The sequence below is a fragment of the Planctomycetota bacterium genome, assembly GCA_021414025.1.
Lineage (GTDB): Bacteria > Planctomycetota > Phycisphaerae > Phycisphaerales > SM1A02 > SYAC01.
In genome coordinates, this window is record JAIOPG010000007.1 from 232,090 (window position 1) to 255,213 (window position 23,124).

Consider the following 23,124-nt stretch of genomic DNA (forward strand, 5'->3'; position numbering starts at 1 on the left):
ACTCCCGTATTCTTCGTTGACCCAAGGCCTACCATGGCTTACCTTTGACCGACCTACGGAGTTCCAGGAGAGTCGACGCGCATGTTTAACTGGAAAAAAGGTGGTGACGCTGCAGCCAAGGCCGAAGAAAAATCGGCCAAGGGCGTCGTCGCGCCGCAGCCGGAGAAGGCCGCCAAGTTTTTCCAGCATGCCAGCGCCATGGTCAAGAGCGGCAACTTCGAGTACGCGCTCAACCTCTACGCCAACGCGATCAAGCTCGACCCGGGCAACATGGCCTTCCACCAGGCGATGTTCGAGGCTGCAAAAAGTTACATCCAGGGGGGCGGCCAGCCCGCCACCGGCAAAGACGTGAAGGCGGTCGATGACGGAGTGGGCGGCAATGCCTCCAAGCTCGCCGCCGCCGAATTCGTCTGGATGCGCGATCTGAACAACCTGCCGGCGCTGATGAAGTTCCTTGAGTTCGCCGGCAAGCTCTCGATGAGCGAACTCGGACAGTGGCTCTCGCCGATGGCGCTCAACCTGGTCCGCGTCCAGCAGCGCAAGAAGGCCAGCAAAAGCCTGTGGATCCAGGCCAAGGAGCTCTTCCTGATGGTGGACGCCTGGAACGAGGCCTTCGCCTGCGGCGAGGAAGCCGTGCGCCTGGACCCGACCGACGGCAAGCTGGTCACCGAGCTCAAGCAACTCACCGCCGCCCGCGCCATCCAGCAAGGCGGCTACCACAACACGATCAACCAGGAGGGCGGCTTCCGCGCCAACATCAAGGACGCCGACAAGCAGCGGGCGCTGCAGGAGCAGGACAGCATCGCGGCGGGCGGCGACACCGACCTGCGCAACATCGAGCGCGCCAAGGCCGACTGGGAGGCCAACTCAGCGCTGCCGGAGAATGTGCAGAAGTACGCCACCCTGCTGCGCCGGCGCGGCACGCCCGAGGACGAGGCCAAGGCCCAGGAGGTCTACCTCGACGGATTCACGCGCCTGGGCGAGTACCGCTTCCGCATCGCCGCCGGCGACATCAAGATCGCGCAGGCGCGGCGAAGTTTGCGCGAGGCCGAGGCGGCGCTGGCCAAGGACCCCGCCAACGAGAGTCTCAAGGAGGCCTTCAAGACGCAGCGCGAAAGCACCCTCGAACTCGAGGGCAGCGAGTACGCCGACCGCATGGAGAAGTATCCGACCGACCGCGCGCTCAAGCTCGAAGTTGGCCGCATCTGGTACGAGCTGGGTCGCTTCGAAGACGCCATGCCCTGCTTCCAGTCCGCCAAGGACGAGGCCAAGTGCCGCCTGACCGCGGCCCACATGCTGGGCAAGTGCTTCGCCGCCGAGGGCTGGCACGTCGAGGCGATCGGCGAGTTCCGCGAGGCGCTGCAGGTGCTGGACGCCACCAGCGCCGACCGCGAGCTGGACATCCGCTACGACCTGATGAACAGCCTGATCGAGCAGGCCCGCGCCGACAAGAGCGTCGGCCCCGCCAAGGAGGCCGCCGAGATCTGCTCGGCGATCCTGCGCAAGAACATCGGCTACAAGGACATCCGCGAGAAGCGCAAGCTGATCGACACGGTCGTCAAGGAGCTCGGCGGCTGATGCCGGACCGAGCGCGTGCCGATTCCGGTTCGGATCAACAGAGCAAGAATTCAAGCATCGTCGCGGTGATTCCCGCGCGATGGGGCAGCACGCGATTCCCCGGCAAGGCGCTGGCGCCGCTGGCGGGCAAGCCGGTCATCGTCCATGTCTGCGAGCAGGCGGCCAAGTCAAGGCACATCCAGCGCGTGATCGTGGCCACGGATGATCAACGCATCGCCGACGTCGTGACCAAGGCGGGCTTCCAGGCGATGCTCACCCGCGGAGACCATCCGAATGGAACCAGCCGCATCGCCGAGGTGGCCGCGATGCTGGACGCACAGATCATCGTCAACGTGCAGGGCGACGAGCCGCGAATCGAGCCGGAGTTGATCGACCGCGCGATCGAGGCCCTGCTCAAGGCGGGCCCCGACGTGCCGGTCTCCACCGTGGCGAGCCCCTTCATGCCCGGAGAAGACCCCGCCGATCCCAATCTGGTCAAGGTCGCCATTGCCGCCAATGGACGTGCCCTCTACTTCAGCCGCTCGCTGATCCCCTTCCGACGCGATGCCAAAGCCGCGGGCGTGGCGGGCGGCGCAGGTGTTGCAAGCGCCCCGGGCTCGCCGCTGAAACATGTGGGCCTGTATGTCTACCGTCGCGATTTCCTTCCGATTTTCATCGCGCTGCCCGCAACACCGTTGGAGCTCGCCGAGCAACTCGAACAATTGCGCATCCTTGAGCATGGACACGCGATCGCAGTGGCCGTCGGCGAGGCTCGCTTCCACGGCGTGGACACACCCGAGCAGCTCGCGAAACTCGAAGCCCGCGCGGCGACTAACCGTTGATGCGCTTCACCCAGTCGGTGGCGGCTTCGCGCACATCGGGATCGGGATCGCTCGCTGCCATCGCCTCCAGCCGCGGAATCGCGGCCTTCGCCTTCAAGGTCGCCAGCGCCTCGCCTGATGCACGCCGCGCCCCGCGCTCCGGATCATCCAGCCAGAAGATCAACTGCTCAATGGCGGCGATGCGCTGGGGATCCTTCTCGTCCTTGGGCACCAACTTGGCCGCGGTGTCGATCGCCGTGCCGCGGGAGCGGTCGTAGCCGCCGAGCGAGCCATACTTCAGAGCCAGCGGCAGTGCCTTGCTCACCTCAAACTTGGCCAGGGCGCGCAGGGCCGCCGAGCGGATCTGCTCCTGGTGGCTGGGCAATTCGGCCGCGGCCAGGATCGCGTCGGCGCTCTCCTTGGCCTCGAGTTTGGCCAACTGATCGATGGCGTTCTTGCGGCACAGCTCACCGGGATCCTCCGCGAGAGTCTTGGTCAGGATTGGAATCGCCTTCTCCTTGGGAAGCGCCCCGACCGCGCTGGTCAGCATGGAGCGGACCCGCGGATCCTGCGGCGGAGTTTCCAGCAGTCGCGTAATGCTGGCGACGCTGTCCGCATTCTTGAAGTCGGAGATCGCGTCGATGCACTCGCCGCGGATCCTTCGGCGTCCGGTCTCGTCCTTGGCGATCTGCTCAAGCACCGCGATCGTGTCCGGCGATCCGTCGGTGCGGAGCGCCTCAACCGCCTGCCGCTTCGACGCCATGGTCGGACCGCTCTTGGCCTGCGCCCGCAGCCACTCCAGCGGCCACTCCATCTTCAGGGTCTTGAGCGTGTTCAAGCGCGGATCGAAGGCCACCCACACCGGCGGTCCGTCCAGCGGAATCTCGATGTCCGCCGACTTCTCGCGCCACTCCCAGGGCACAGTCTTCTCGCCTGAAGCGGTGCGCACGCAGATCGGAGTGCGCACCCGCATCGCCGGCGTGCGCTCGTCGATCTTCTGCGTCTGATCGGCCTTGATCCTCAGCATGCGCGTCGCGCCGTCATAGGTGGCCTTGGCGGTGATGTTGGGCGAACCCGGCCGCATGCACCACTGGTCGAAGAACCATTCCAGTCCGAGCCCGCTCGCCTGCTCCATGGCGATCCGGAAATCGCTGGTTTCCGCGGTCGAAAGTCCATACTTGGCCATGTAGGCGCGCACGCCCTTGAAGAAGATCTCGTCGCCGAGCATCTCGCGGAGCATGTGCAGGATGCTGGAGCCCTTGGGGTAGGGATTGGCGGCGCGGCCGAAGGTCTCGCCGGCGTTCTTGTAGATCGGACTCACCATGCCCACCGTGTTCTCCGTCTTGTCGTTGCGGGCCACGCCCGCGTTGTCCAGCACCGATTCGAAGTAGCCGTCGGGGCCGTCGCGCTCCTCCATCCACAGCGCCGTGCCGTAGGTCGCCCATCCCTCGTTGAGCCAGATGTGCGCCCAGCTCTTGCAGGTGATGAAGTCGCCGGTCCACTGATGGCAGAGCTCATGGCTGATGAGACCGTCGAGGTCCTCCTCCTTCGCCGCAGTCTCGCTGAGGATGGCGTTGGGGTACATGTTGGTGACGCTGGTGTTCTCCATGCCGCCGGCGCCGAAGTTGCGCACCAGCAGCTGGTCGTACCTGGCCCACGGATATTTCTGGCCAAACACTTTTTCAAACAGGGCGATCATGCGGTCGGTGCGACCATAGGTGCGCTCGACGTCGCCGGCGCGATCCTTCGGGACCCACACATGCATCGGCACGCCCGAGAGCGGGCTCTTGAGGGGCACCGCCTCCAGGTCGCCCACCACCAGGCTGACCAGATAGGCGGCGTGGGGCTTTTCCTGCAGGTAATTCCAGATTTCGCGGTCGCCCTTGGTCGAGTGGTCGACCAGCTTGCCGTTGCCGCTGACGCTCATGCCCTTGGGCACATCGACCAGCAGCTCGGTGCTCTGGCGGACATTGGGGAAGTCATGGCATGGGAACCAGTAATTGTTGCTCTCGGTCTCCCCCTGCGTGTGCACCTGCGGGCCGTAGCCGGCGCGGTCGGGATAGGCCGGCGAGAAGGTCATGCCGTCGGTGGGCCGCGAAACCTTGTAGCCCACTTCGATCGAGGTGGACTTGTCCGCGGGCAGCGGCTTGGCGAACTTCATGGTCAGCACCTTGCCGTCGCTGTAGTGCTCGGTGTCGGCGCCATTCACCTTGACCGTCTCGATCTTCAGCCCTTCGGCGTTGAGCTTCAGGTTCTCCACGGGCACGCCGATCGGACGAACCGTGTAGGTGGCCACCCCCTCAGCCTCGGCGGCGACCAGGTCGGGGAAGCGCAGCGCGATCTTGATGTGCTCATAATTCACCAGTGGATTGGGCGGCCAGTTGCGGGAGTCCGCTCCGGTGGCCTCGTTCCAGGCCTGGCCGGTGCCCCGGCTGGGTGGGCGCTGTGCCATCTCAAGCCGGTGTTCAAGGCAGCCGCTTTCGAAGTCCCACCCCAGGCTCGAGTCATCCGCGGTGGCGGTCAGGACCATGGAGGCGGCGAGCAAGGCGGATGCGGCGAGCGCACGATGAAGGAACGGGGTGCTCATGGCGTGAATCCTCCCAAGTTTGCCCGAAATTGCACAGGCGAAAAAGAAAAATTCACCGAAGAACTTGAGCCGAGAGCCGCGTTTGGTACGATCAAGCGTGCCCTCCAAGGATCGTTCCCAACCCCCGACGTCCTCGAATCAAAGCAACAGCCCGGGATTTCTCTCCCAATTCGCCGCGACCGACGAGCAGAAGGAGTGGTTCTCGCCGACGCCCCAGGGCTATCAGAAGGGCCGCACCAAATTCGTCGTCGTGATCGGCACCGTGATGAGCGGTCTGGGCAAGGGCATTTTCTCCTCGAGCCTGGCCAAGCTGCTCAAGGACAAGGGCCTCTCCGTGGCGCCGATCAAGATGGAGGGCTACCTAAACATCGACTCGGGCACGCTCAATCCCTTCCGCCACGGCGAGGTCTTCGTGCTCGAGGACGGCCTCGAGACCGACATGGACCTGGGCACCTACGAGCGCATCCTCGACCAGAATCTTTCGCGGCGCAATTTTGTGACCGCGGGGCAGATCTACGGCGAGATCCTCGACCGCGAGCGGCGCGGCGACTTCCTGGGCCGCGATGTGCAGATGATTCCGCACGTCACCGGCACCGTGAAGATGCACCTGCGCCAGCTTGCCATGACCGGCGGTCCCAACGGCGGGCCTGCCGATGTGGTCTTCGTCGAGGTCGGCGGCACCGCGGGTGACTATGAAAATGGCTTCTACATCGAGGCCCTGCGCGAGCTCGCCTTCGAAGAGGGCCCCGAGTCCACCTGCTTCGTGGCCCTCACCTACATCCTTGAGCCGGCCACATTGGGCGAGCAAAAGAGCAAAGCGGCGCAGTTGGGCATCAAGCGCCTCATGGAGTGCGGCGTGCAGCCCCAGGTCATCGCCTGCCGCGCCACCAATCCCGTCACCGAGAAGGTGATGCAGAAGATCGGCATGTTCTCCAACGTGCCGCTCAACCGCATCTTCTCCATGCACGACCGCGAGAGCATCTACTTCATCCCCGATGCCATGCGCGCCGCGGGTCTGGACCGCGAGATTCTGACCCTGCTGCAGCTGCACAACCGCGTCAACGCCGTCAACGAGGATCAGTCACGGCGCAAGTGGAGCGAGTTCAGTTCGCGGCTGGTGGCGCCGCGCGCCCACCGCGTGACCCTCGGGATCATGGGCAAGTACGCCAGCCTGCGCGACGCCTACGCCAGCATCGACAAGGCGGTCGAGCACTGCGGCATCTGGCTCAACGCCTCCGTCGAGCTGCAGTGGATGGACACCAGCACGCTGGACTCCAAGAAGGACGTCGCCGCGGTGCTGCAGGGCATCGACGGCATCATCGTTCCCGGTGGTTTCGGCCAGCGCGGCGTGGAGGGCAAGATCATGTGCGTCGAGCACGCCCGCACCACGCGCCTGCCTTTCCTGGGCATCTGCCTGGGATTCCAGATGGCGGTGATCGAGTTCGCCCGCAACGTGCTCGGCCTGGCCGACGCCAACAGCACGGAGTTCGACCCGAACACCAAGCATCCCTTCATCAGCGAGCTGCCCGAGCAGAAGAAACTCGAAGGCATCGTCGGCGGCACCATGCGCCTGGGCGGTCAAGATGTCTTGATCGAGCCCGGATCCTTCGCCGAGCGCCTCTACGGATCGCGCCTGGTGCGTGAGCGCTTCCGCCATCGCTACGAGGTGGAACCGAATTGCGTCGAGGCCCTGACCAAGGCGGGCATGCATTTCAGCGGGCGCCATCCCAAGCATCCGATCATGCAGGTGCTGGAGCTCTCCGCGAGCGAGCACCCTTGCTTCGTCGCGGCGCAGTTCCATCCCGAGCTCACCAGCCGGCCGACCCATCCGCAGCCGCTCTTCATGGGACTGGTGGCCGCGGCCCTGATCCGCAAGCATCCGCAGTCGGCGACCGACGAGCGCATCGCGCGCTGGCTCAACGCCCCGAGCGCGACCGCCGCGGCGCACTGATTAACGCCGTCCGCCCCCGCCGCCATGCGACGCACCCCCTGATCGCTCAGCGCCCGAGTGCTGGGCAGCCTGGGCGTGGACTTGCGGCCGATGGGTGGCTTGATTGGCATGGTTTTGGGCTGCATTTCGATTCGTTCCACGGGCCGCCGCGTCGGCGTGAGCCTGGGGATGGAACCCGGTGTAGCGCCCATATCCCTCGGCGCCTGCGGCACGGTTGGCCATCTCCCCATTGGGATTTGCGCGGGCCTCGTTCGCCCGCTGCGCCTGAGTGCGCTGCGTCGCCGCCATGTCCGCGCGGCGGTTCTCGCTCAGCCGGTTCTGATCGCGCTGCCAGTCGCTGTATCCATCCGCCCAGCGGTTGCCGTAGGGATGGAAGCTGTTCCAGTTGTCATGGTTCCACCACGCGTCGTGCCCAACGCCCCAGCCCCAGGCGCGAGTCCACGCGGAGGAATAGCCCCAGCCGCCGTAGCCGTAGCCGTACACCGCGGGCTGCACCGCCGGGTATTCGTCGTAGTAGTCGTAGTCCGGTGCGTAGGTGCCGGTGTTCTCGTCGTATTCATTGTCCGATCCGTAGGTCTGCGGATAGGTCTGCGACTGACCTTGTGCGAGTGCCGCGGTCGGATAGTTGACGCCGGTTCCGAAGACGGCCGTGCCGCCATTGAGGTAGGTGCCCAGGTATCCACTGGTGTAGGCGAACGTGACCGAGTCGGCGGTGCTGGAAACCGGATCGACATAGGTGGCGCAGTAGACCGGGCAGGCCGCTGTGATGTCGGCGAACGAGGCGGGCAGCGTGTCGCAGAGCACCCATGGGCCGTCGGCGCCGGAGGCCGTGAACCAGGCGGCGTCGTCGCAGCAGTAGAACGTGGACCCCGACTGGATCACGGGCACCGAGGCGTTGGTCGCGTACTGCATGCTGGTCCCTGTGATGGATGCGAATTGCGGTGCGCCGATGTAGCGCACGCCGCAGACGGCCTTGGAGCGCAGCAGCGTGACGGTCTGCGTCTGGCATGCGGCCAGCACTGCGGACTTCGCCTCGAGGGTTCCGGGAACGCTCGCTCGCGCCGAGGCCAACGAACCGGTGGAGGGCAGATTGGCGAAGGATGGCGGCAGCTGTGCCGGCGGAACGAATTGCCACATCGTCGTGCCCTGCGCCCTCTGGAACCAGCGCCCGCTGGCCAGGACCCAATCCGCGGCGGGCGACAAGGTGCGCAGCACCGTCGAGTTGGTGTTGGTCATCTGCTGCACGCCCTCGCAGACGGTGGTGAATTGCGCCGCCCCATTCGAGGCGATCAACACGGTCGGTCGCGTCGCCACCAGGATGTCCAGCGAAGGCGAAGGAATCGCGGATGGTGGTTTCGCGGCAGCGTCGTTCAGGCCGGCTGGCGGAGTGGGCACCACGCCCAGCGCCTGCGTGACGGCCGCATCAGGCGCCGCTGCCGCAGACCAGGGTCCATCCATTGACGGACTGCTTTTCCAATTGCCCTGCCCCAGCCGCACGAACCACGCCTTGGCGGGATTCTGAATCAAGATGAAGGGAGTGTTGGTGACGCGCGCCCATCCCGTGCCCGCCAGCGGCGCCAGTTGCGGCACCCCTGCGACCTGCACCAGGACGGTGGGCACGCTGCGCTGCACAATGTCCGGCATCTGCGCGCCGAGGCCCGGCGTGGTGATGGGATCGATCGTCATCTGCTGCGCGACGAGTCGCCGGTCAATCTCCACCGCCAGCCCCGCCATGAGCGAAGAGAGCGCCGTCTGCGCCGCCCTTGCGTCGCCGCCATTGGGCATCTGCACCTGCTCGACCGAGAGCTGGTTGATCTCGATGTCCTGCGGGCGGTCGCCGGTCGCGGTGAAGCCCATCAGCGAGAGCGTGCCCTGGTTCTGCGTCCCGCCCGGCTGGGTCACGACGAGGTTGGCCACCAGGTTGACGGCGGTTCCATTGATCGATTGGAAGGCGGGCCGCGCGATGACAAAGGTGTAACCATCGCGGCTGAGCGTCTGCGGCCACTCGGTGTCGGCGGCAGCAACGGAAACCACGGCGGATGAGTTCGCGCCGCCTCCCTGGGCCAATGCGGGCGCTGTGAAGGCGATGGAGAACGTCGCAAGGAAAGCAATGGACACTCGGGCGGCTGCGTCGATGGGGTTCATGGGGGCTCCTGTGGAAAGGAATCTTTCGGCTTTTCCAGCCGGGCAATCCAAGCTCATTTCACATTTTACGATCGAAATCCTGCGCGGACACGACGGAAAACTTTCGCTAAACTGTTCGCCTGCGCCGTCGTAGCTCAACCGGTTAGAGCGGAGCATTCATAACGCTCAGGTTGGCGGTTCGAGTCCGCCCGTCGGCATTGACTTTCACGCTTGCGGCCCCGCTAGCTCAGTTGGATAGAGCACCGGTTTCCTAAACTGGAGGTCGCGCGTTCAAGTCGCGCGCGGGGCGTTCGGGGAAAGGACCTCAGTCCTTGTTTTCAGGCTCGAGGTTGGCGATGTACCGGCCGCCCTTGGCGCGATCCACCCTCGCTTGGATGAAGTACGCGATGCACCAAGCCGCCAGGAAAATCACCCACGCCAAGTTGACCAGAAGAACCTGAATCATGATCGGCCGAGTGTAGCTTGAGGCCGCGATGCCTGCCACCAAAGGTCGTACTGCGGGCGACGAGGCGATCAGAGCGAGTGCCGGGGTTGACTAGACTGCACCGCCGCGGCCCATGAATTCCTGGAACCTATTTCTCTCGCTGACCTGGGCTCTTTTCTGGGCCGGCGTGCTCGCCACGCTCGGCGCCGGCGCCCTGTGGGCGCTGGCCTTCCAGGGTCGGATCTCCGACTGGCGCCCCTCCTGCTCGCGCTGCCGCTTCCGGTTGCACGCCGTTCCTCCCGAACTGGTGAAATGCCCTGAATGCGGGGCCGATCTGCTGCGTCCGCGCTCCATTGCGCCCTCCGCCCGCACCCGCTCCGCCGGCACCTTTTTCGCCGCGTTTCTGCTCAGCGCGGTCGCGGCGCTGGCCTTCATCGCCAACAAGCCGACCACCCTGCCGCGCATCAAGGAGTGGTGGCGCTCGCAGCAGTCGGTCGCCACGCTGATCTCCGTCGCGGCGAGCGATCCCGAGGACGCCTGGCGCGAATGGACCCGGCGCCTCAACGCCCAGCTGCTCTCCGAGGGCGAGATCGACGATGTGCTCTCCTTTGCCACGGCCGCCGCGCTCAAGCCGCCCAACACCATCGCCAACTACGACGACGCGAGACCCTTCCTGCGCTCAATGACACTGCAATCCCGCTGGACGCCCCAGCGCCGTCACGCGCTGCTGGAATTTCTGCTCAAGCATGACTCGGTGACGATCACCAGCGCCGGCACCTTCATGCCGGGCAAGTCCATCGCGCTGACCATCCAGTCGAGCTCGCCCCTGGATCCCGCGCAGGCCTCGCCGGGCTCGCTGAATGCCTCGTGGCCGGGCCTTCGGATCTCGATCGAGTCGCTCCGCATCGCTCTCAAGGGCGAAGCGCCGCAGACCGTGAAGCAATTCACCGCCGGCGACTCGACTCCGAGCGGCTTCGCCACCCTCGCCCTTTTTGCCCCCACGACCCCAGGCGTCTACGAGGCCCAGATCGACCTGCGCATCGTCGAAGCGGGCGACGCGAAACGCGATGCGCCCTTCGAACGCACGCTCGTCCTTCCCTGGAATTTTCGGATCCGCGATCCCGCCGCGACGCTCATCTCGTTTGAATCGGATCCCGATCTGGCCGGCCGGGTGCAGCAGTGGCTCGCCGCAAGCACGATCGAAGTCGACGAGGTGCATCAGAGCGGCGTGGTGCAACTGCCCGCCTACAAGGCGAGTCTTCTTCCCGCCGATCTGAGCCTGGGCTACCGCGTCAAGGTCGCGCAGGGAGATCACGCGGCCGAAGCGGGGCAATTCTGGATGTCCGCCCCCTTCACCTCCGGATACAAAGGGCAGCTTTCCAATTTCACGATCCCCAAGCAATGGGACACCGCTCTTCCAGCGACGCTCACCTTCGAGCCCGACCCCGAGCTGGCGATCCGGCGCGGCGAGCGCGAGGGTCGCGCGCTGCTGGACACGATTGAAATCAAGGGCGTCAAGCTGCGCAGCGCCACTTCACCGGAGCCTCGCGGCCCGTGAGCGATCCCCTCTTCAACATCGTGCTGATCCATCCGCAGATTCCCAACAACACCGGGAATGTGGGCCGCACCGCCGCGGTCACCGGGTGCCGGCTGCACATCGTGCGGCCGATCGCCTTCGACATGGACGAGCAGGCGGTGCGCCGCGCCGGCCTGGACTACTGGCACCTGGTGGATTGCCGCGAGCACGAGAGTTGGGAGGCCTTTCTCCGCAGCGAACGCCCGCAGCGGGTCTGGCTCTATTCGTCGCACGCGACCCTGCCGCACTGGAAGGCCCCGATGCGGCGCGGGGACTTCCTGCTCTTTGGAAACGAGACCGCCGGCACCCCGCCGGAGATCCACCAGTGGGTCGACCGCGACTTCGGGGCCGACCACCGGATCCGGTTTCCGCTTCGCGACCATCCCGATTGCCGAAGCCTGAATCTGGCCACGGCAGTGGCCTGCGGGGTGTACGAGGGCATCCGGCAGCTTTCCACCTCAGGGGATTGCATTCCTCTTTGAATTCCGGGGAACCATTACGATATGGGCATCGGATGCATCCCTGACCCCACGGCCCTGGGTCGTCCCATGGCCATGTTTGCCGACCCCCATTCGCTTTCCTCCACGGACCCATTCATGCACAACTCCCCACAACAGCGTCGCGGCTTCACCCTGATTGAAATCCTGGTGGTGGTCGGAATCATCGCCCTGCTGGTGGGCATTCTGCTTCCGGCACTGAGCAAGGTGCAGGAGCGGGCCAAGGTGACCCAGACCACGGGCTTGATGCAGGAATTTGCCAAGGCCTGCGACGCCTTCCAGCAGGAGTTCGGCCGCTATCCGGGTTTGGTGCCCGAGGAGATCCTCGCCAATGATCCGCAGATCTCCGGCACGGAGAACGCCATCCTGGAGTTGATGGGCGGCGGCGTTCGCAAGAACGACGTGGACTCGGCCTCTTACACCAACACGACCATCGGCTACGGCGCCCCGGGCTGGATCGAGCTGACCTTCAAGACCGGCAACGCGGCCCCCAACGACAAGTTCTATGTGAAGATCAATCCCGGAAAGATCGGCGAAGGCCCCAAGATCAACAACAAGCAGTACCCGCCCTTCTTCGCGCCCAAGGCCAGCGAACTTCGCCCGGCCGCGGGACAGATGTACAGCAGCTCGGGCACACGCACCGCGGGGGAACTCCCCGCCCTGGCCGCCGCCGGCGGCATGCCGGACCTGGTGGACTCCTGGGGCAATCCGATCATCTTCCTCCGCGCCGCCCGCAACGTCGGACCGCTGGCCGGCAGCAACAGCGAGCGCGCCCAGTTCCTGGTGATGGACGACACCGGAAAGTTGTACGGCGCGATGGATCCCTACCTGGGCTCGGCGGGTCTTGGCGAGCTCAGCCTGCCCCAGACCAAGGCGGACGCGGCGGGCTCCGAAATTTACAGCTTGTTTGAGGATGGAACGACGCCGGCCAAGCAGAAGGAACTGTTTGCGCAAATCCTTCGCCATCCCGGCTTCGGCGACGCCACGACACCGCTCTCCGGCACAGCTCGAGGCAAATACATCCTGATTTCCGCGGGCAAGGACGGCGTGTACTTCAACCGCGTCGACGGTCTGGGCACCAAGGGCTCGCCCGTGACCCCGGCAGTCATGCTCAGCAAATCGGGCCTTGCAGGCCTGGACAACTTTGACGACATCCGCCTCTTCGGCGGCGGCTGATCGGATCGATTCATCGACGAGTCGATCGGATCGACTCCTGCATGCAAAAGAAAACGGACGCCCGCAATCGGGCGTCCGTTCTTTTTCAATTCAATTCCAATCGTTCAGTGAGAATCAAGGATCGAACGGAGGAGGCGGAGGAGTCTTGTCCTTGCCATCGGCTGGAGGAGCGTCGCCGGGCTTGCCGCCAGGACCGCCCTTGCCTTTGCCAGGACCCTTGCCCTTTCCGTCACCCATCTCATCTTCACCGCGTCGGACGCCCAGGGCCTTCATCTTCTTCTCGTTGGCCTCGAGCTTGGTCTTGAAGTCGGCCTGCTGAGGCTCGGTCAGAAGCGCGAAGATCTGCTTCTGCGATTCCTCCGGCTTGGGGGCCGATTCGCGCAGCGCCTTCAACTGTTCCATCGTGGCCTTGTCGGGCTTCTGGCCCTGTCCCTTCGCTTGTTCGGCGAGCGCCTTCAACTTGTCGGCGTTGGCGTCCTTCCAGGTCTTCATCGAGGCCTCGTACTGCGCCTTGATCGCCTCGGCCTTGGCCTGCACCTCGGCGCTGAGGGTCGGCTTGATCTCCTCGAAGGTACGCATCCACGCCATGTGCTTTCCGCGTTCCTCGCCCATCGGGCCGCCGGCTTCGGGACGCTTCTTGCCGCCCTGCTTGCCGCCGTCAAAACCCTTTTCGCTGTCTGAGGCGCCCGGAGCCACCGGCGGTCCTCCGAGGTTGGGATTCGCGGGCGGAGTGGAGGGCGGGTTGGACGGGGGAGCCGCGCTCGCGGCGAAGCTCATGCATCCCAGCAGCGTGGTGGCCGCCAGGACATTTCGAATCGAGAGAACGGAACCGGGAGTCAGTGGTCGCATAATTTTCCTTTCGTGACCAGAGAATTCTGGTCTGGGCTGAGAAATGCACGATGCGACCTCCTATTGCAGAGCGGCCCGGCGAATTCGTCAAGAGGGCCCGAATCCAAGCGGCGGCGTTGGTATAACTAGGTTCTAGGATCAAAACCCATGCCCTTGGACAAGCCCGCCATTGAAAAATCGCTTCGCACCGTGCTGGATCCGGCCACCGGCAAGGATCTGGTCACGCTGGGCATGGTCAAGCACATCGCGGCCTTCGAGGGAGCCATCCGGATCGTGCTGGAGCTTTCGCCGCAGTTTGCCCCGCGCCAGGAGCACCTCCGCTCGGCCGTTGATCGCGCCCTGCGCGAGGCCGCCAAGGCGGCGCAGGCCGAGATTGAAACCATCGAGATCGAGTTTGCTGCGCCCAAGACCGCCGCGGCGCCGGCACCGGCCCCTGGCGCGAAGACGGAGAATCCCCTGCCGCTGGTGAAGCGCATCATCGCCGTCGGCGCTGGCAAGGGTGGCGTGGGCAAAAGCACTGTCGCCGTAAATCTTGCTGTGGGGCTGGCCCGGATGGGCCATGCGGTCGGGCTGCTCGACGCCGACATCTACGGGCCCAGCGCGCCGACCATGCTCGGACTGGACGACGTGGGCACCAAGGCGCGCGGGCAGATGCTGCTGCCCTTCGAGGTGCATGGCGTCAAGGCCATGACCATCGGCAAGCTGGTCGATCCGGACAAGGCCCTGGTGTGGCGCGGTCCGATGGCACATGGCGCCTTCAAGCAACTGGCGACGCAGACCGACTGGGGGGCGCTCGATTATCTGATCATCGACCTGCCGCCGGGCACCGGCGATGTGGCCCTGACCATGTCGCAGCTGCTGCCGGTCTCCGGCGCCGTCGTGGTGTGCACCCCGCAGCGGGTCGCCCAGGATGACGCGCGGCGGGCGGCGCGGATGTTCCAGAACCTGGGCATTGAGGTGCTGGGCGTGGTGGAGAACATGAGCTACTTCGCAGCCCCCGATGGGAAGGAATACGACCTCTTCGGACGCGGCGGCGCCGAGATCATGGCCCAGACGATGGGGCTTCCCTTCCTGGGATCGATCCCGATCCACGTCGAGCTCTGCCGCAACTCGGATGTGGGCAAGCCCCTGGATAATTGGAAGAATGCCGCGATGGGCGCGGCCTTGGACGCCCTGTGCCAGCGCATCTCGGCGCAGGTGATGCTCGCCGAGGTCGCGGGCCGGACCGACCGTCCGGTCCTGACCATCGCGGAGTGATTAGATCTCCTCGAGCAGCTTGGCCTTGTTCTTCACGGAGTCGATGCCGCAGTGCATGCGGAAGGTCTCCAGCGCGATGTAGAGGATCGGCGTGATCAGCAGCGTGATGGCGGTTCCCACCAGCAATCCGCCCACCACCGTGTAGCCGATCGAGTGGCGGCTGTTGGAGCCCGGGCCGCTGGCCAGCACCAGCGGCAGCGATCCCAGGATGAAGGAGATCGAGGTCATCAGAATCGGACGCAGGCGCAACTTCGCCGCGGTCTTGGCCGCCTCGATCGGGCTCTGCCCCTTCTCGCGCGCGTCCTTGGCGAATTCCACGATCAAAATGGCGTTCTTGGCCGCAAGCCCGACCAGCATCACCAGTCCCACCTGCGCGTAGACGTCCAGCGCGTTGTGGAAAAGCATGAGCGTGCCCACGGCGCCAAACATGGCCCCGGGCACCGCGGTCAGCACCAGCAGCGGCAGCGTCCAGCTCTCGTACTGCGCCGCGAGCAGCAAATACACGGCGAGAATGGAGAGGCCGAAGACGATCGGCGCCGCGTTGCCCGCGGCGTTCTGCTGCTGGACGATGCCGGTCCACTGCGGTTGGAACTTGACGGGAAGAATGTCCTTGGCCATCTGCATCATGGAGGCGATGGCCTCGCCGCTGGAGACTCCGGGCCCGGTGTTGCCGTTGATCTGCACGGAGTCCATCGCGTTGTAGTGGGTGATCAGGTCGCTGCCGGATTCCTGTCGCACCGTGCAGAACGAGGAGAGCGGCGTGGGGATTCCCGACTTGCCCTCGACGTAGATGGCGCTGAGCTTGTCGGGGGTCATGCGGTAGCGGGCGTCAGCCTGGATGTACACCTGGTAGACCTTGCCGAATTTGTTGAACTGGTTGATGTAGGCGGAGCCGAAATTCGCCTGCAGAACCTTGAAGACGTTGTCGATGGGAATGCCCAGGGTCTGCGCCTTGACGCGGTCCACCGAAAGCTCCGTCTGCGGAACGCCGGTGGACCATGTGGTGCTCAGTCCGATGAACTTGGGGGATTTCCTCGCCTCGGCGAGCAGCTCTCCTGCCGCGGCCCAGAGCTCGTCGCCGCCGGAGCCGGTGAGATCGTTCACCTGCAACTGGAATCCGCCGACGTTGCCCAGTCCCGGAATAGCGGGCGGGCCGATCGCGAAGACGAAGGCGTCCGGGATCGCGAAGAACTCGCGATTGAGCTGGTCAATCACCTCGAAGGCGCTGCCGCCCGGCCCCTTGCGCTGGTCCGAGGGTTTGAGTACGGGAATAAGGAATCCGGTGTAGCTCTGAGTCGCGCTGGTGAGGAAGTTCAGGCCGTCGACCTCGATGACATTCTCGACCACCGGATTCTTCTCGACGATCGCGCGCACCTTGGCCACGACTTCCTGGGTGCGCGCCAGCGAGGAGCCGGAGGGCAACTGAACCAGGACGAAGAGATACCCGTTGTCCTCGTCGGGGATGAACGCGGTGGGGATGTGGGTGAAGAACCATCCCGCCAGCGCCGCGATTCCGATCAGGAACCCGACCACGATCAGCCAGAGGTGCCCGAAAACCTCCACCAGCTTTTCATAGGCGTGCTCCACTTTGGAGAAGGCCTTGTTGAAGAGGAAGAAGGGCCCGCTCTTGGCCGCATGGCCCCCGCCCTTGAGCAGGGCGGCGCAGAGCGCCGGGCTGAGCGTGAGCGAATTGACTCCGGAGAAGACCACGGAGATCGCGATCGTCATGGCGAATTGGTTGTAGAGCTGTCCGGTCATGCCGGGCATCAGGCTGGCCGGCACGAAGACCGCCACCAGCGCCAGCGTGGTCGCCACGATCGGGCCGGTCACCTCCGACATGGCCTTGCGCGTCGCCTTGTGCGGATCGGTTTCGCCCGCCTCGAAATTGCGCTCGACATTTTCCACCACCACGATGGCGTCGTCCACCACCAGGCCGATGGCCAGCACCAGGCCGAGCATGCAGAGCGTGTTGATGCTGAAGCCGAAGAGCAGCAGCACCGCGAAGGTGGCGATGATGCTGACCGGGATGGCGATCAGCGGAATCAGCGTGGCCCGCGCCTTCTGCAGGAAGATGTAGATCACGATGAGCACCAGCACCGCGGCCTCGATCAGCGTCTTGACCAGTTCCGAGATGCTCTCGCTAACGAAGCGCGTGCTGTCGAAGCAGATGCTGCCCTTCACTCCCGGCGGGAAGGTCTCCTGCATGGAGGTCATTACGTCGCGCACCCCCTGGGCCACCGCCAATGCGTTGGCGTCGGGATTCTGGTAGATGCCCAGCAATCCGCTGGGCTTGCCGGAGAGCAGCGAGCTGGTGGTGTAGTTCGCCGCGCCGAGCTCGACCCGGCCCACGTCGCGGATCCGGACGACGCGCCCGTCGCTCTCGGTGCGGACGATGATGTTGGAGAACTCCTCGATGGAGGAGAGCCGGCCCTGCGCCACCACCTGCAGCGACTGCGCCGGACTTCCCAGGAAGGGCGGAGCGCCGGAGGATCCCGCGATGACCTCCTGGTTCTGCCCGCGGATGGCATCCTCCACCTCCGAAGGGTTGATCCCCATCGCCGCCAGCTTGGGGGTGTCGATCCAGACCCGCATCGAGTACTGCAGCAGGCCGAAGTTGTTGATGGCGCCGACGCCGGGTACGCGCAGCAGCGCCGGCGTCAGCACGATGTCCATGTAGTTGCCCAGGAACTTGCTGTCGAAGGCGGGATTGTCCGAGGTCAGCGCCGGCACGATCACCAGGTTGGTGGATTGCTTCTTGAAGGTGACGCCCTGGCGCTGCGCCCCCTCGGGCAGCTGGGCCAGCGCACTGTTGGCGTAGTTCTGCACGTCGACGGCGCCGATGTCCAGGTCGTATCCCACGTTGAAGGTCACGGTGATGATGGAGTTGCCGGCGCTGGTGCTGACGCTGGACATGTACATCATGCCCGGGACGCCGTTGATCGCCAGTTCCAGCGGCCGCGTGACGGAGTCGCCGGTCACCTTGGCGTTGGCGCCGGGGTAGGTCGCAGTGACCTGCACCACCGGCGGCACGATGTTGGGGAACTGCGCAATCGGCAGGATCTTGATCGAGAGCGCGCCGGCCAGCGTCATCAGGATGGCGAGAACGCCGGCGAAGATCGGTCTTTTGATGAAGAATGAAATCATGTGGCGCTACTTGGGTGCGGCCGGAGTCTTGGCTTCCGCCGGCGTCTCCGCGGGAGCTGCGACCGGCGGCGCGACGCTCACCTTGGTGCCGGGGCGGAGCTTCTGCTGGCCCGCGGTGATGACCTGTTCGCCCGCGGCGAGCCCGGAGGTCACGATCAGACCCGCGCCGCCCCGCTCGCCCAGGACGATTGGCTTGTTCTGCACGGCGCCATCGCTGCCCACCACCCAGACCGTCGGCATGGCGGTCTGGTAGACCACCGCCGCTTCGGGAACCGAGATCGCGCCGGGAAAGCTCTGTGTCGGCAGCGCCACGCTGAGGTACTGCCCGGGCATCACCAGGAAGTTGGGATTGGCCACCTCGATTCGCGCCAGGATGGTGCCGGTGGTCTGGCTGACGCTGTTGTCGATAAAGACGACGCGCCCCTGCCCCGTCCACGTTCCGCTGGGATCGCGCACCGCAACCTTGGTGTCGCCGGCCTTCATCAGGTCGCGCAGCGCCGGCAGGTCGCCGGCCACCGGCGCGAACTCGATCCAGATCGGGTCGAGCTGGCGGACGTTGGTGAGCTGGCTGTTGGTGGCGGGCTTGACCAGCGTGCCTTCATAGACGTTGGTCTTCGCGGCCTGCCCCGCCAGCGGCGAGGTGATGACGCAGTAGGAGAGGTTCAGCTTGGCATTGTCCACGTTTGCCTTGGCCGTCTGCACGTTGGCCTTGCTCGCGAGGTAGGCGGCTTCGTATTGGTCGAACTGCTCCTGGCTGACCGCCTCGGTGGCGACCAGGGGCTTGTTCCGCTCGTACTTCTGCTTGGCGTCGAAGTGGACCGCCTCCATCGAGGCCAGTTCCGCCTCGGCTTTTTCCAGGGCGATGCGGAAGGGCGTGGGATCGATCTCGTACATCAACTGGTTGGCCTGGACCGTGGCGCCATCCTTGAAGCGCTGCTTGAGCAGCCAGCCCTCGACGCGGGCGTCGATCATGACGGTGCGGACGCTGACGGCGATCGCCGGATACTCGGTGTGCAGGTGGACATCGGAGGCCGCGGTGGTGATTGCGTTGACCGGAATCGCCGGCGGCGCGGCGGCGACCTTGGCTTCTTCCTTGCACCCGGGCGCGGCGCCGAGCCATGCAGCCAGAAGCGCGGCGGTCCAGAACAATCGTGTCGATCGTGAAATCATGTCAGGTATTTCCTTCGGCTTCGTCCTTGAGGGACGGCATGGGTTTCAACATGTCGGGTCCATTCTTCTCGAAGGCGTCCCGGCCCGGCACCGGAATTTCCGCCGTCTCCCAGCCCCCGCCGAGCGTGCGGTAGAGGTCGACCAGATTCTGGGCCGCCAGTCCCCGCGCCTGCATGTAGCCCGACTCCGCCTGAAGCACGATCTGCTGGTAGGACAGCAGATTGGTCAGATCGATGGTGCCCGACTTGTAGCGCGCGAAGACCAGCTTGAATCCGGTCTCCACATCGCTCAGGCCGCTTTGAAAGTCTCTCATCTGGCGCAATGCCCCGCCGTAGTTGCCCAGCGCCGACTGCACCTCGCTTGCCGCCTTCAGCACCGTCTCCTTCCAGCGAATGGCCAGACGGAAGGCGATGGCCTGCCTCTGACTCACCTGACTGGTGACGAGTCCGCCATTGAAGAAGTTCCAGGAAATCTTGGGCCCGAAGGCATACACCTGGTTCGACCAATTTCCCAGCCCCGCGAAATCAGTGGCGGCGATGGAAAAGTCTCCCTGAATGGTGAGCTCGGGGTAGTAGCCCGCCTCGGCCACGCCGATCTCGGCGGTCGCCGCAGCCAGGTCCATCTCGGCGCTGAGAATGTCGGCGCGGCGGCGGATCAGGTCGGCGGGAATGCCGATGTCCACCATGCCTTCCGGCAGCGGAATGGCGGCGGTCTGGCGCAGCTCGTCCTGCATGGGACCGGGCGACTCGCCCAGCAGCACGCTCAGGCCGTTGCATTGCTGCTGGATCGACGCCTCCAACTTGGGAACCATGGCCCGCGAGACGGCCAGCTGCGCCGCGGCCTGCGAAAGATCGATCTGCGACACGACCTTCGCCTTGTACTTGCTCGTGACCACCTTGAACACCTGCTCCAGCAGGTCCACGTTCATCTTCGCCAGCCCCAGCTCGGCCTGATACGTTCGTACCGCCAGGTAGGCGCTGGCGACATCGGAGCGGACCGCGACCAGCGCGGAACGCCACGCCTGGACCGATCCTTCCAGTCGCGCCTTGGAGGCCTCCATGCCGCGGCGGATCTTGCCGAAAAGATCGATCTCCCAGCTCGTCATCATCGCCCCCTCGCTCCAATAGTTGAACGGCGTGTCCGGCGTGAGGGCGCCTTGGTTGAGAGCCCGGTTGGAAAGAACGCGGGCGTAGCTGGCGTCCAGGCTGATGGAGGGAAAGAGCTTGCTGAAGGAGATGCCGTAGCCCGAGCGGTAGGCCGCGATGTTCATCGCCGCCTGCTGCAGGTTGAGGTTGCCCTTCTCGGCGCGCTCGATGAGGCTGGTGAGCACCGGATCGTTGTAGTTCTTCCACCACCCTTCGAGCTCCGCCTCCCGGGCCTGCGATGGCGCGCCCTCGACGGGCCGGAAGGGCTCCATCGGGATCGGCTTGGGCCGCTCGTAGTCGGGGCCGACCATGCAGGAAACCGCAAGAAAGAGCGACACCCCGACCATCGTTCTCCATGCATGTCGCTTCCGAAAAATCATCGCGAGGGAGCATACCGGGAGGCCGCGCGATTGGCGAACGAGAGCAACGCCGCACGGCCTCATGAAATCCAAACGCGATGCGCCCGCCCGCTAGACTGCCCACCGCATGGCGATCAAGCACGAGGACAGTCTGCTGCACCAGAGCGGCATCGTCGGATGGATCTACCTCGTCGTGCTTTTGATGACCTTCTGCATCCAGACTCTGGCCCTCTTCGTGCCCTTCATGTCCATCGACGTGATTCTGGTCGGCAGCGATGTCTATTCCCTGCCCCATTCCGTCAAGCTGATGTGGCAGTCCGAGCTCTACATCGTGGCGATCCTGATCGCTTTCTTCAGCATCACCTTTCCTTTCCTGAAGCTGGCTTCGCTGCTGCTGATCTGGATCGCGGTCCCACCCACCCACAATCGGAAACGGGTCCTGCACTGGCTCGGCCTGCTGGGCAAATGGTCCATGCTCGACCCCTTCATCGTGATCCTGCTCATCGTCCTGGCCACCGACCAGTGGGCGGTGTCCACCCAGACCTTCTCCGGGGTCTACCTCTTTCTCGCCGGCATCGCCTCGGCCATCACGCTCTCCACGGTGGCGATGCAGGTGGACCGGGCGTTCAATCCGGCCCACAAGCACACCTACATGAAGGTCGCCGATCCCGACCGAAAGACGGTGCTGATCCGGGCCAGTGGATGGCTCGGCATTGCCGGCCCCACGACGGTCGCGATCTCCGGCGTCTGCTTCCTGATCGCGCTCATCACACCTTTCTTCCAACTCGACCAGTTTCTGCTGTCCAGCGACAGCTATTCGATTCTCTCCAGCGTGACGGCGCTGATCCAGTCGAAGCAGCCCGCGCTGGCGGCGCTGGTCGCCATCACGCTGATCATCGCCCCGGGCATGGCGCTGGTGCAGCAGGTCTGGATCTGGGTCACCCCGGCCACGGCCGCCATGCACCACTCGCGCAACCGGCGGCTTCGCATCCTGCATGAATGGTGCATGCTCGAGGTCTTTGCCCTGGGTCTGCTCCTCTTTCTCTGGGAAGGCAAGGCGCTGATGAACACGGAGGTCCGGGCGGGACTCTGGATCATCACCACCACCATCGTGATCTACTACTCGGGCAGCTTCGTCAGCCTGGTGGCCCTGGAGCGGATCACCAAGCGCATGTGCGATTGAGCGGGGCTGCCCAGGCGCCGCCGGCGCGCCGCTGCGAATTCACATCGCGAACTTGCGCTTGAGCGCGGCCAGCGCGCCGACGAGCTTCTCGATGTGGGCCGGCTCGTGGGCGGCGCTCACCTGCACGCGCAGGCGGGCGTGGCCCTCGGGCACCACCGGATAGCCGAAGCCGATGACGAAGACGCCCAGTTCGAGCAGCCCGCGGCTCATGGCGATGGCCTTGGCGGTGTCGTGCACGATGATCGGGCAGATGGCGGTCTCGCTCTGGAGCACGGTGAATCCCGCCTTGCGGATCCCCTCGCGCACCGCGGCGACGTTGCCGCGCAGCTTGGCCACGCGCTGCGGCTCGCGCTCCAGGATCTCGATGGCGCGATTGGCGCTGCAGGCGATCGTGGCCGGCAAGGCGTTGGAAAACAAGGTCGGCCGGCCGCGCTGCACCAGCAGGGTCATGGCCTCGCGGCTTCCGGCGATGTAGCCGCCGGCGCCGCCGCCCAGCGCCTTGCCCAGCGTCCCGGTGAAATAGTCGATCTTGGTCGCGGGCATCTTCCAGTGCTCATGCGTGCCGCGGCCCGTGGCCCCCATGACGCCGGTGCCGTGGCTGTCGTCCACCACCAGTTTGGCGCCGAAGCCGTCGCACACCGCGCGGAGCTCCGGAAGATTGGCGACGCTGCCCTCCATGCTGAAGACGCCGTCGGTCACCACCCAGAGCGTCCCGGTGCATTCGGGATTTCCGCGCAGCTCCTCAAGCTTCGCCGCCAGCGACTTGGCGTCGCCATTCTTGTAGACGCCGCGCAGCAGACCCTTCTTGATGCTGACCGCAAGCCGGATGCCGTCGATGATGCTGGCGTGGTTGAGCTCGTCGGAGACGATGGCGTCGCCGGGCTCGCAGAGCGTCGGGAAGATCGCCTCGTTGGCGTTCCAGCAGCTGGTGAAGGTGTAGCTGGACTCCACGCCGTAGAATCGCGCGATCGTGGCCTCGAGTTTTTCATGGCAGTCGAAGTTGCCGCAGATGAAGCGCACGCTCGCGGTGCCGGCGCCGTATTTCCGCAGCCCGTCGACGCCCGCCTGGACCACTTCGGGATGGTTGGCCAGCCCCAGGTAGTTGTTGCTGCAGAAGCACGCCACCTCGCCGTAGCCGCGGAGCTTGATGGTGGCGTCCATCGGTCCTTCGATGGTCTGCAGCGTTTTCAACTGCCCGCTCTGCTCCAGCTGCTGGAGGATCTGATGGGTGCGGCTCTCGAAGCTCGATGTGGTGGCGGTGCTCATGAAATCTGCCTCTTTCG

The 23,124-nt window shown here is 65.1% G+C and carries 15 protein-coding genes, 2 tRNA genes and 1 pseudogene; 10 read left to right on the forward strand and 8 right to left on the reverse strand.

All coding sequences use genetic code 11. From position 1 onward, the window contains the following. The first annotated feature begins 81 nt into the window (after positions 1-81). Together K8R92_10095 and kdsB are read left to right on the forward strand one after the other, a co-directional pair. On the forward strand, positions 82-1,578 hold the full coding sequence (locus K8R92_10095) for a hypothetical protein (protein MCE9620247.1): 1,497 nt from the start codon (positions 82-84) through the stop codon (positions 1,576-1,578). Next, a complete protein-coding gene (gene kdsB, locus K8R92_10100; protein ID MCE9620248.1) occupies positions 1,578-2,399 on the forward strand; it encodes a 3-deoxy-manno-octulosonate cytidylyltransferase in 822 nt (273 codons plus the stop codon). Before K8R92_10095 ends, kdsB begins: the two co-directional genes overlap by 1 nt. On the opposite strand, the gene K8R92_10105 is transcribed toward kdsB, so the two are convergent. Then, positions 2,389-4,965, reverse strand: coding sequence for a HEAT repeat domain-containing protein (locus K8R92_10105; GenBank protein ID MCE9620249.1), 2,577 nt, complete (start codon positions 4,963-4,965; stop codon positions 2,389-2,391). The two genes, kdsB and K8R92_10105, sit on opposite strands and share 11 nt — an antisense overlap. Before the next feature lie 97 nt (positions 4,966-5,062). Here K8R92_10105 and K8R92_10110 point away from each other — a divergent pair, with 97 nt between their 5' ends. Then, positions 5,063-6,916, forward strand: a complete 1,854-nt coding sequence (locus tag K8R92_10110; protein ID MCE9620250.1) for a CTP synthase — start codon at positions 5,063-5,065, stop codon at positions 6,914-6,916. Here the strand turns inward: K8R92_10110 and K8R92_10115 are convergent, their stop codons facing one another. Beyond that, on the reverse strand, positions 6,917-9,061 hold the full coding sequence (locus K8R92_10115) for a hypothetical protein (protein ID MCE9620251.1): 2,145 nt from the start codon (positions 9,059-9,061) through the stop codon (positions 6,917-6,919). A 123-nt stretch (positions 9,062-9,184) separates the two neighbouring features. Between K8R92_10115 and K8R92_10120 the strand changes: the two genes are divergently transcribed. Continuing rightward, positions 9,185-9,258 (forward strand) — tRNA-Met (locus K8R92_10120). Positions 9,259-9,276: 18 nt separating this feature from the next. Continuing rightward, positions 9,277-9,350: transfer RNA gene (locus K8R92_10125), tRNA-Arg, on the forward strand. A 15-nt stretch (positions 9,351-9,365) separates the two neighbouring features. Here K8R92_10125 and K8R92_10130 read toward each other — a convergent pair. Then, entirely contained in the window at positions 9,366-9,506 is a 141-nt protein-coding gene (locus K8R92_10130; GenBank protein MCE9620252.1) for a hypothetical protein, read from the reverse strand. Positions 9,507-9,618: 112 nt separating this feature from the next. On the opposite strand from K8R92_10130, the gene K8R92_10135 reads away from it, so the two are divergent. From K8R92_10135 to K8R92_10145, 3 genes and pseudogenes are all read left to right on the forward strand, one after another. Further along, positions 9,619-11,043, forward strand: a complete 1,425-nt coding sequence (locus tag K8R92_10135; GenBank protein ID MCE9620253.1) for a hypothetical protein — start codon at positions 9,619-9,621, stop codon at positions 11,041-11,043. Further along, positions 11,040-11,543: a tRNA (cytidine(34)-2'-O)-methyltransferase gene (locus tag K8R92_10140; GenBank protein ID MCE9620254.1), complete on the forward strand. Its 504-nt coding sequence runs from the start codon at positions 11,040-11,042 to the stop codon at positions 11,541-11,543. Before K8R92_10135 ends, K8R92_10140 begins: the two co-directional genes overlap by 4 nt. Before the next feature lie 114 nt (positions 11,544-11,657). Next, positions 11,658-11,759 (forward strand): annotated as a pseudogene (locus K8R92_10145) (prepilin-type N-terminal cleavage/methylation domain-containing protein). A 1,089-nt stretch (positions 11,760-12,848) separates the two neighbouring features. On the opposite strand, the gene K8R92_10150 reads toward K8R92_10145, so the two are convergent. Then, positions 12,849-13,583, reverse strand: a complete 735-nt coding sequence (locus tag K8R92_10150) for a hypothetical protein (protein ID MCE9620255.1) — start codon at positions 13,581-13,583, stop codon at positions 12,849-12,851. Between the two features lie 264 nt (positions 13,584-13,847). Between K8R92_10150 and K8R92_10155 the strand changes: the two genes are divergently transcribed. Beyond that, positions 13,848-14,840, forward strand: a complete 993-nt coding sequence (locus K8R92_10155; protein MCE9620256.1) for an Mrp/NBP35 family ATP-binding protein — start codon at positions 13,848-13,850, stop codon at positions 14,838-14,840. On the opposite strand, the gene K8R92_10160 is transcribed toward K8R92_10155, so the two are convergent. From K8R92_10160 to K8R92_10170, 3 genes are read right to left on the reverse strand one after another with little or no spacing between them, the layout of a single operon-like run. Next, positions 14,841-17,984, reverse strand: coding sequence for an efflux RND transporter permease subunit (locus K8R92_10160; protein ID MCE9620257.1), 3,144 nt, complete (start codon positions 17,982-17,984; stop codon positions 14,841-14,843). 6 nt (positions 17,985-17,990) lie between these two features. Next, positions 17,991-19,154, reverse strand: coding sequence for an efflux RND transporter periplasmic adaptor subunit (locus K8R92_10165; GenBank protein ID MCE9620258.1), 1,164 nt, complete (start codon positions 19,152-19,154; stop codon positions 17,991-17,993). Between the two features lies 1 nt (position 19,155). Then, complete coding sequence (locus K8R92_10170; GenBank protein ID MCE9620259.1) at positions 19,156-20,637, reverse strand: efflux transporter outer membrane subunit; 1,482 nt, start codon at positions 20,635-20,637, stop codon at positions 19,156-19,158. Positions 20,638-20,785: 148 nt separating this feature from the next. On the opposite strand from K8R92_10170, the gene K8R92_10175 reads away from it, so the two are divergent. Beyond that, on the forward strand, positions 20,786-21,841 hold the full coding sequence (locus tag K8R92_10175) for a paraquat-inducible protein A (protein ID MCE9620260.1): 1,056 nt from the start codon (positions 20,786-20,788) through the stop codon (positions 21,839-21,841). A 39-nt stretch (positions 21,842-21,880) separates the two neighbouring features. Here K8R92_10175 and K8R92_10180 read toward each other — a convergent pair whose 3' ends face one another. Further along, the gene (locus K8R92_10180) at positions 21,881-23,107 is read right to left on the reverse strand and encodes an aminotransferase class I/II-fold pyridoxal phosphate-dependent enzyme (GenBank protein ID MCE9620261.1); all 1,227 of its coding nucleotides are present in this window, start codon (positions 23,105-23,107) and stop codon (positions 21,881-21,883) included. Between the last annotated feature and the right edge of the window lie 17 nt (positions 23,108-23,124).

What these genes read in the sequence shown, in the direction of transcription:
- K8R92_10180 (MCE9620261.1), bottom strand. Translation starts at nt 23,107, where the DNA reads ATGAGCACCGCCACCACATCGAGCTTCGAGAGCCGCACCCATCAGATC.
- K8R92_10115 (MCE9620251.1), bottom strand. Translation starts at nt 9,061, where the DNA reads ATGAACCCCATCGACGCAGCCGCCCGAGTGTCCATTGCTTTCCTTGCG.
- K8R92_10150 (MCE9620255.1), bottom strand. Translation starts at nt 13,583, where the DNA reads ATGCGACCACTGACTCCCGGTTCCGTTCTCTCGATTCGAAATGTCCTG.
- K8R92_10160 (MCE9620257.1), bottom strand. Translation starts at nt 17,984, where the DNA reads ATGATTTCATTCTTCATCAAAAGACCGATCTTCGCCGGCGTTCTCGCC.
- K8R92_10135 (MCE9620253.1), top strand. Translation starts at nt 9,619, where the DNA reads ATGAATTCCTGGAACCTATTTCTCTCGCTGACCTGGGCTCTTTTCTGG.
- K8R92_10130 (MCE9620252.1), bottom strand. Translation starts at nt 9,506, where the DNA reads ATGATTCAGGTTCTTCTGGTCAACTTGGCGTGGGTGATTTTCCTGGCG.
- K8R92_10105 (MCE9620249.1), bottom strand. Translation starts at nt 4,965, where the DNA reads ATGAGCACCCCGTTCCTTCATCGTGCGCTCGCCGCATCCGCCTTGCTC.
- K8R92_10165 (MCE9620258.1), bottom strand. Translation starts at nt 19,154, where the DNA reads ATGATTTCACGATCGACACGATTGTTCTGGACCGCCGCGCTTCTGGCT.
- kdsB (MCE9620248.1), top strand. Translation starts at nt 1,578, where the DNA reads ATGCCGGACCGAGCGCGTGCCGATTCCGGTTCGGATCAACAGAGCAAG.
- K8R92_10095 (MCE9620247.1), top strand. Translation starts at nt 82, where the DNA reads ATGTTTAACTGGAAAAAAGGTGGTGACGCTGCAGCCAAGGCCGAAGAA.
- K8R92_10175 (MCE9620260.1), top strand. Translation starts at nt 20,786, where the DNA reads ATGGCGATCAAGCACGAGGACAGTCTGCTGCACCAGAGCGGCATCGTC.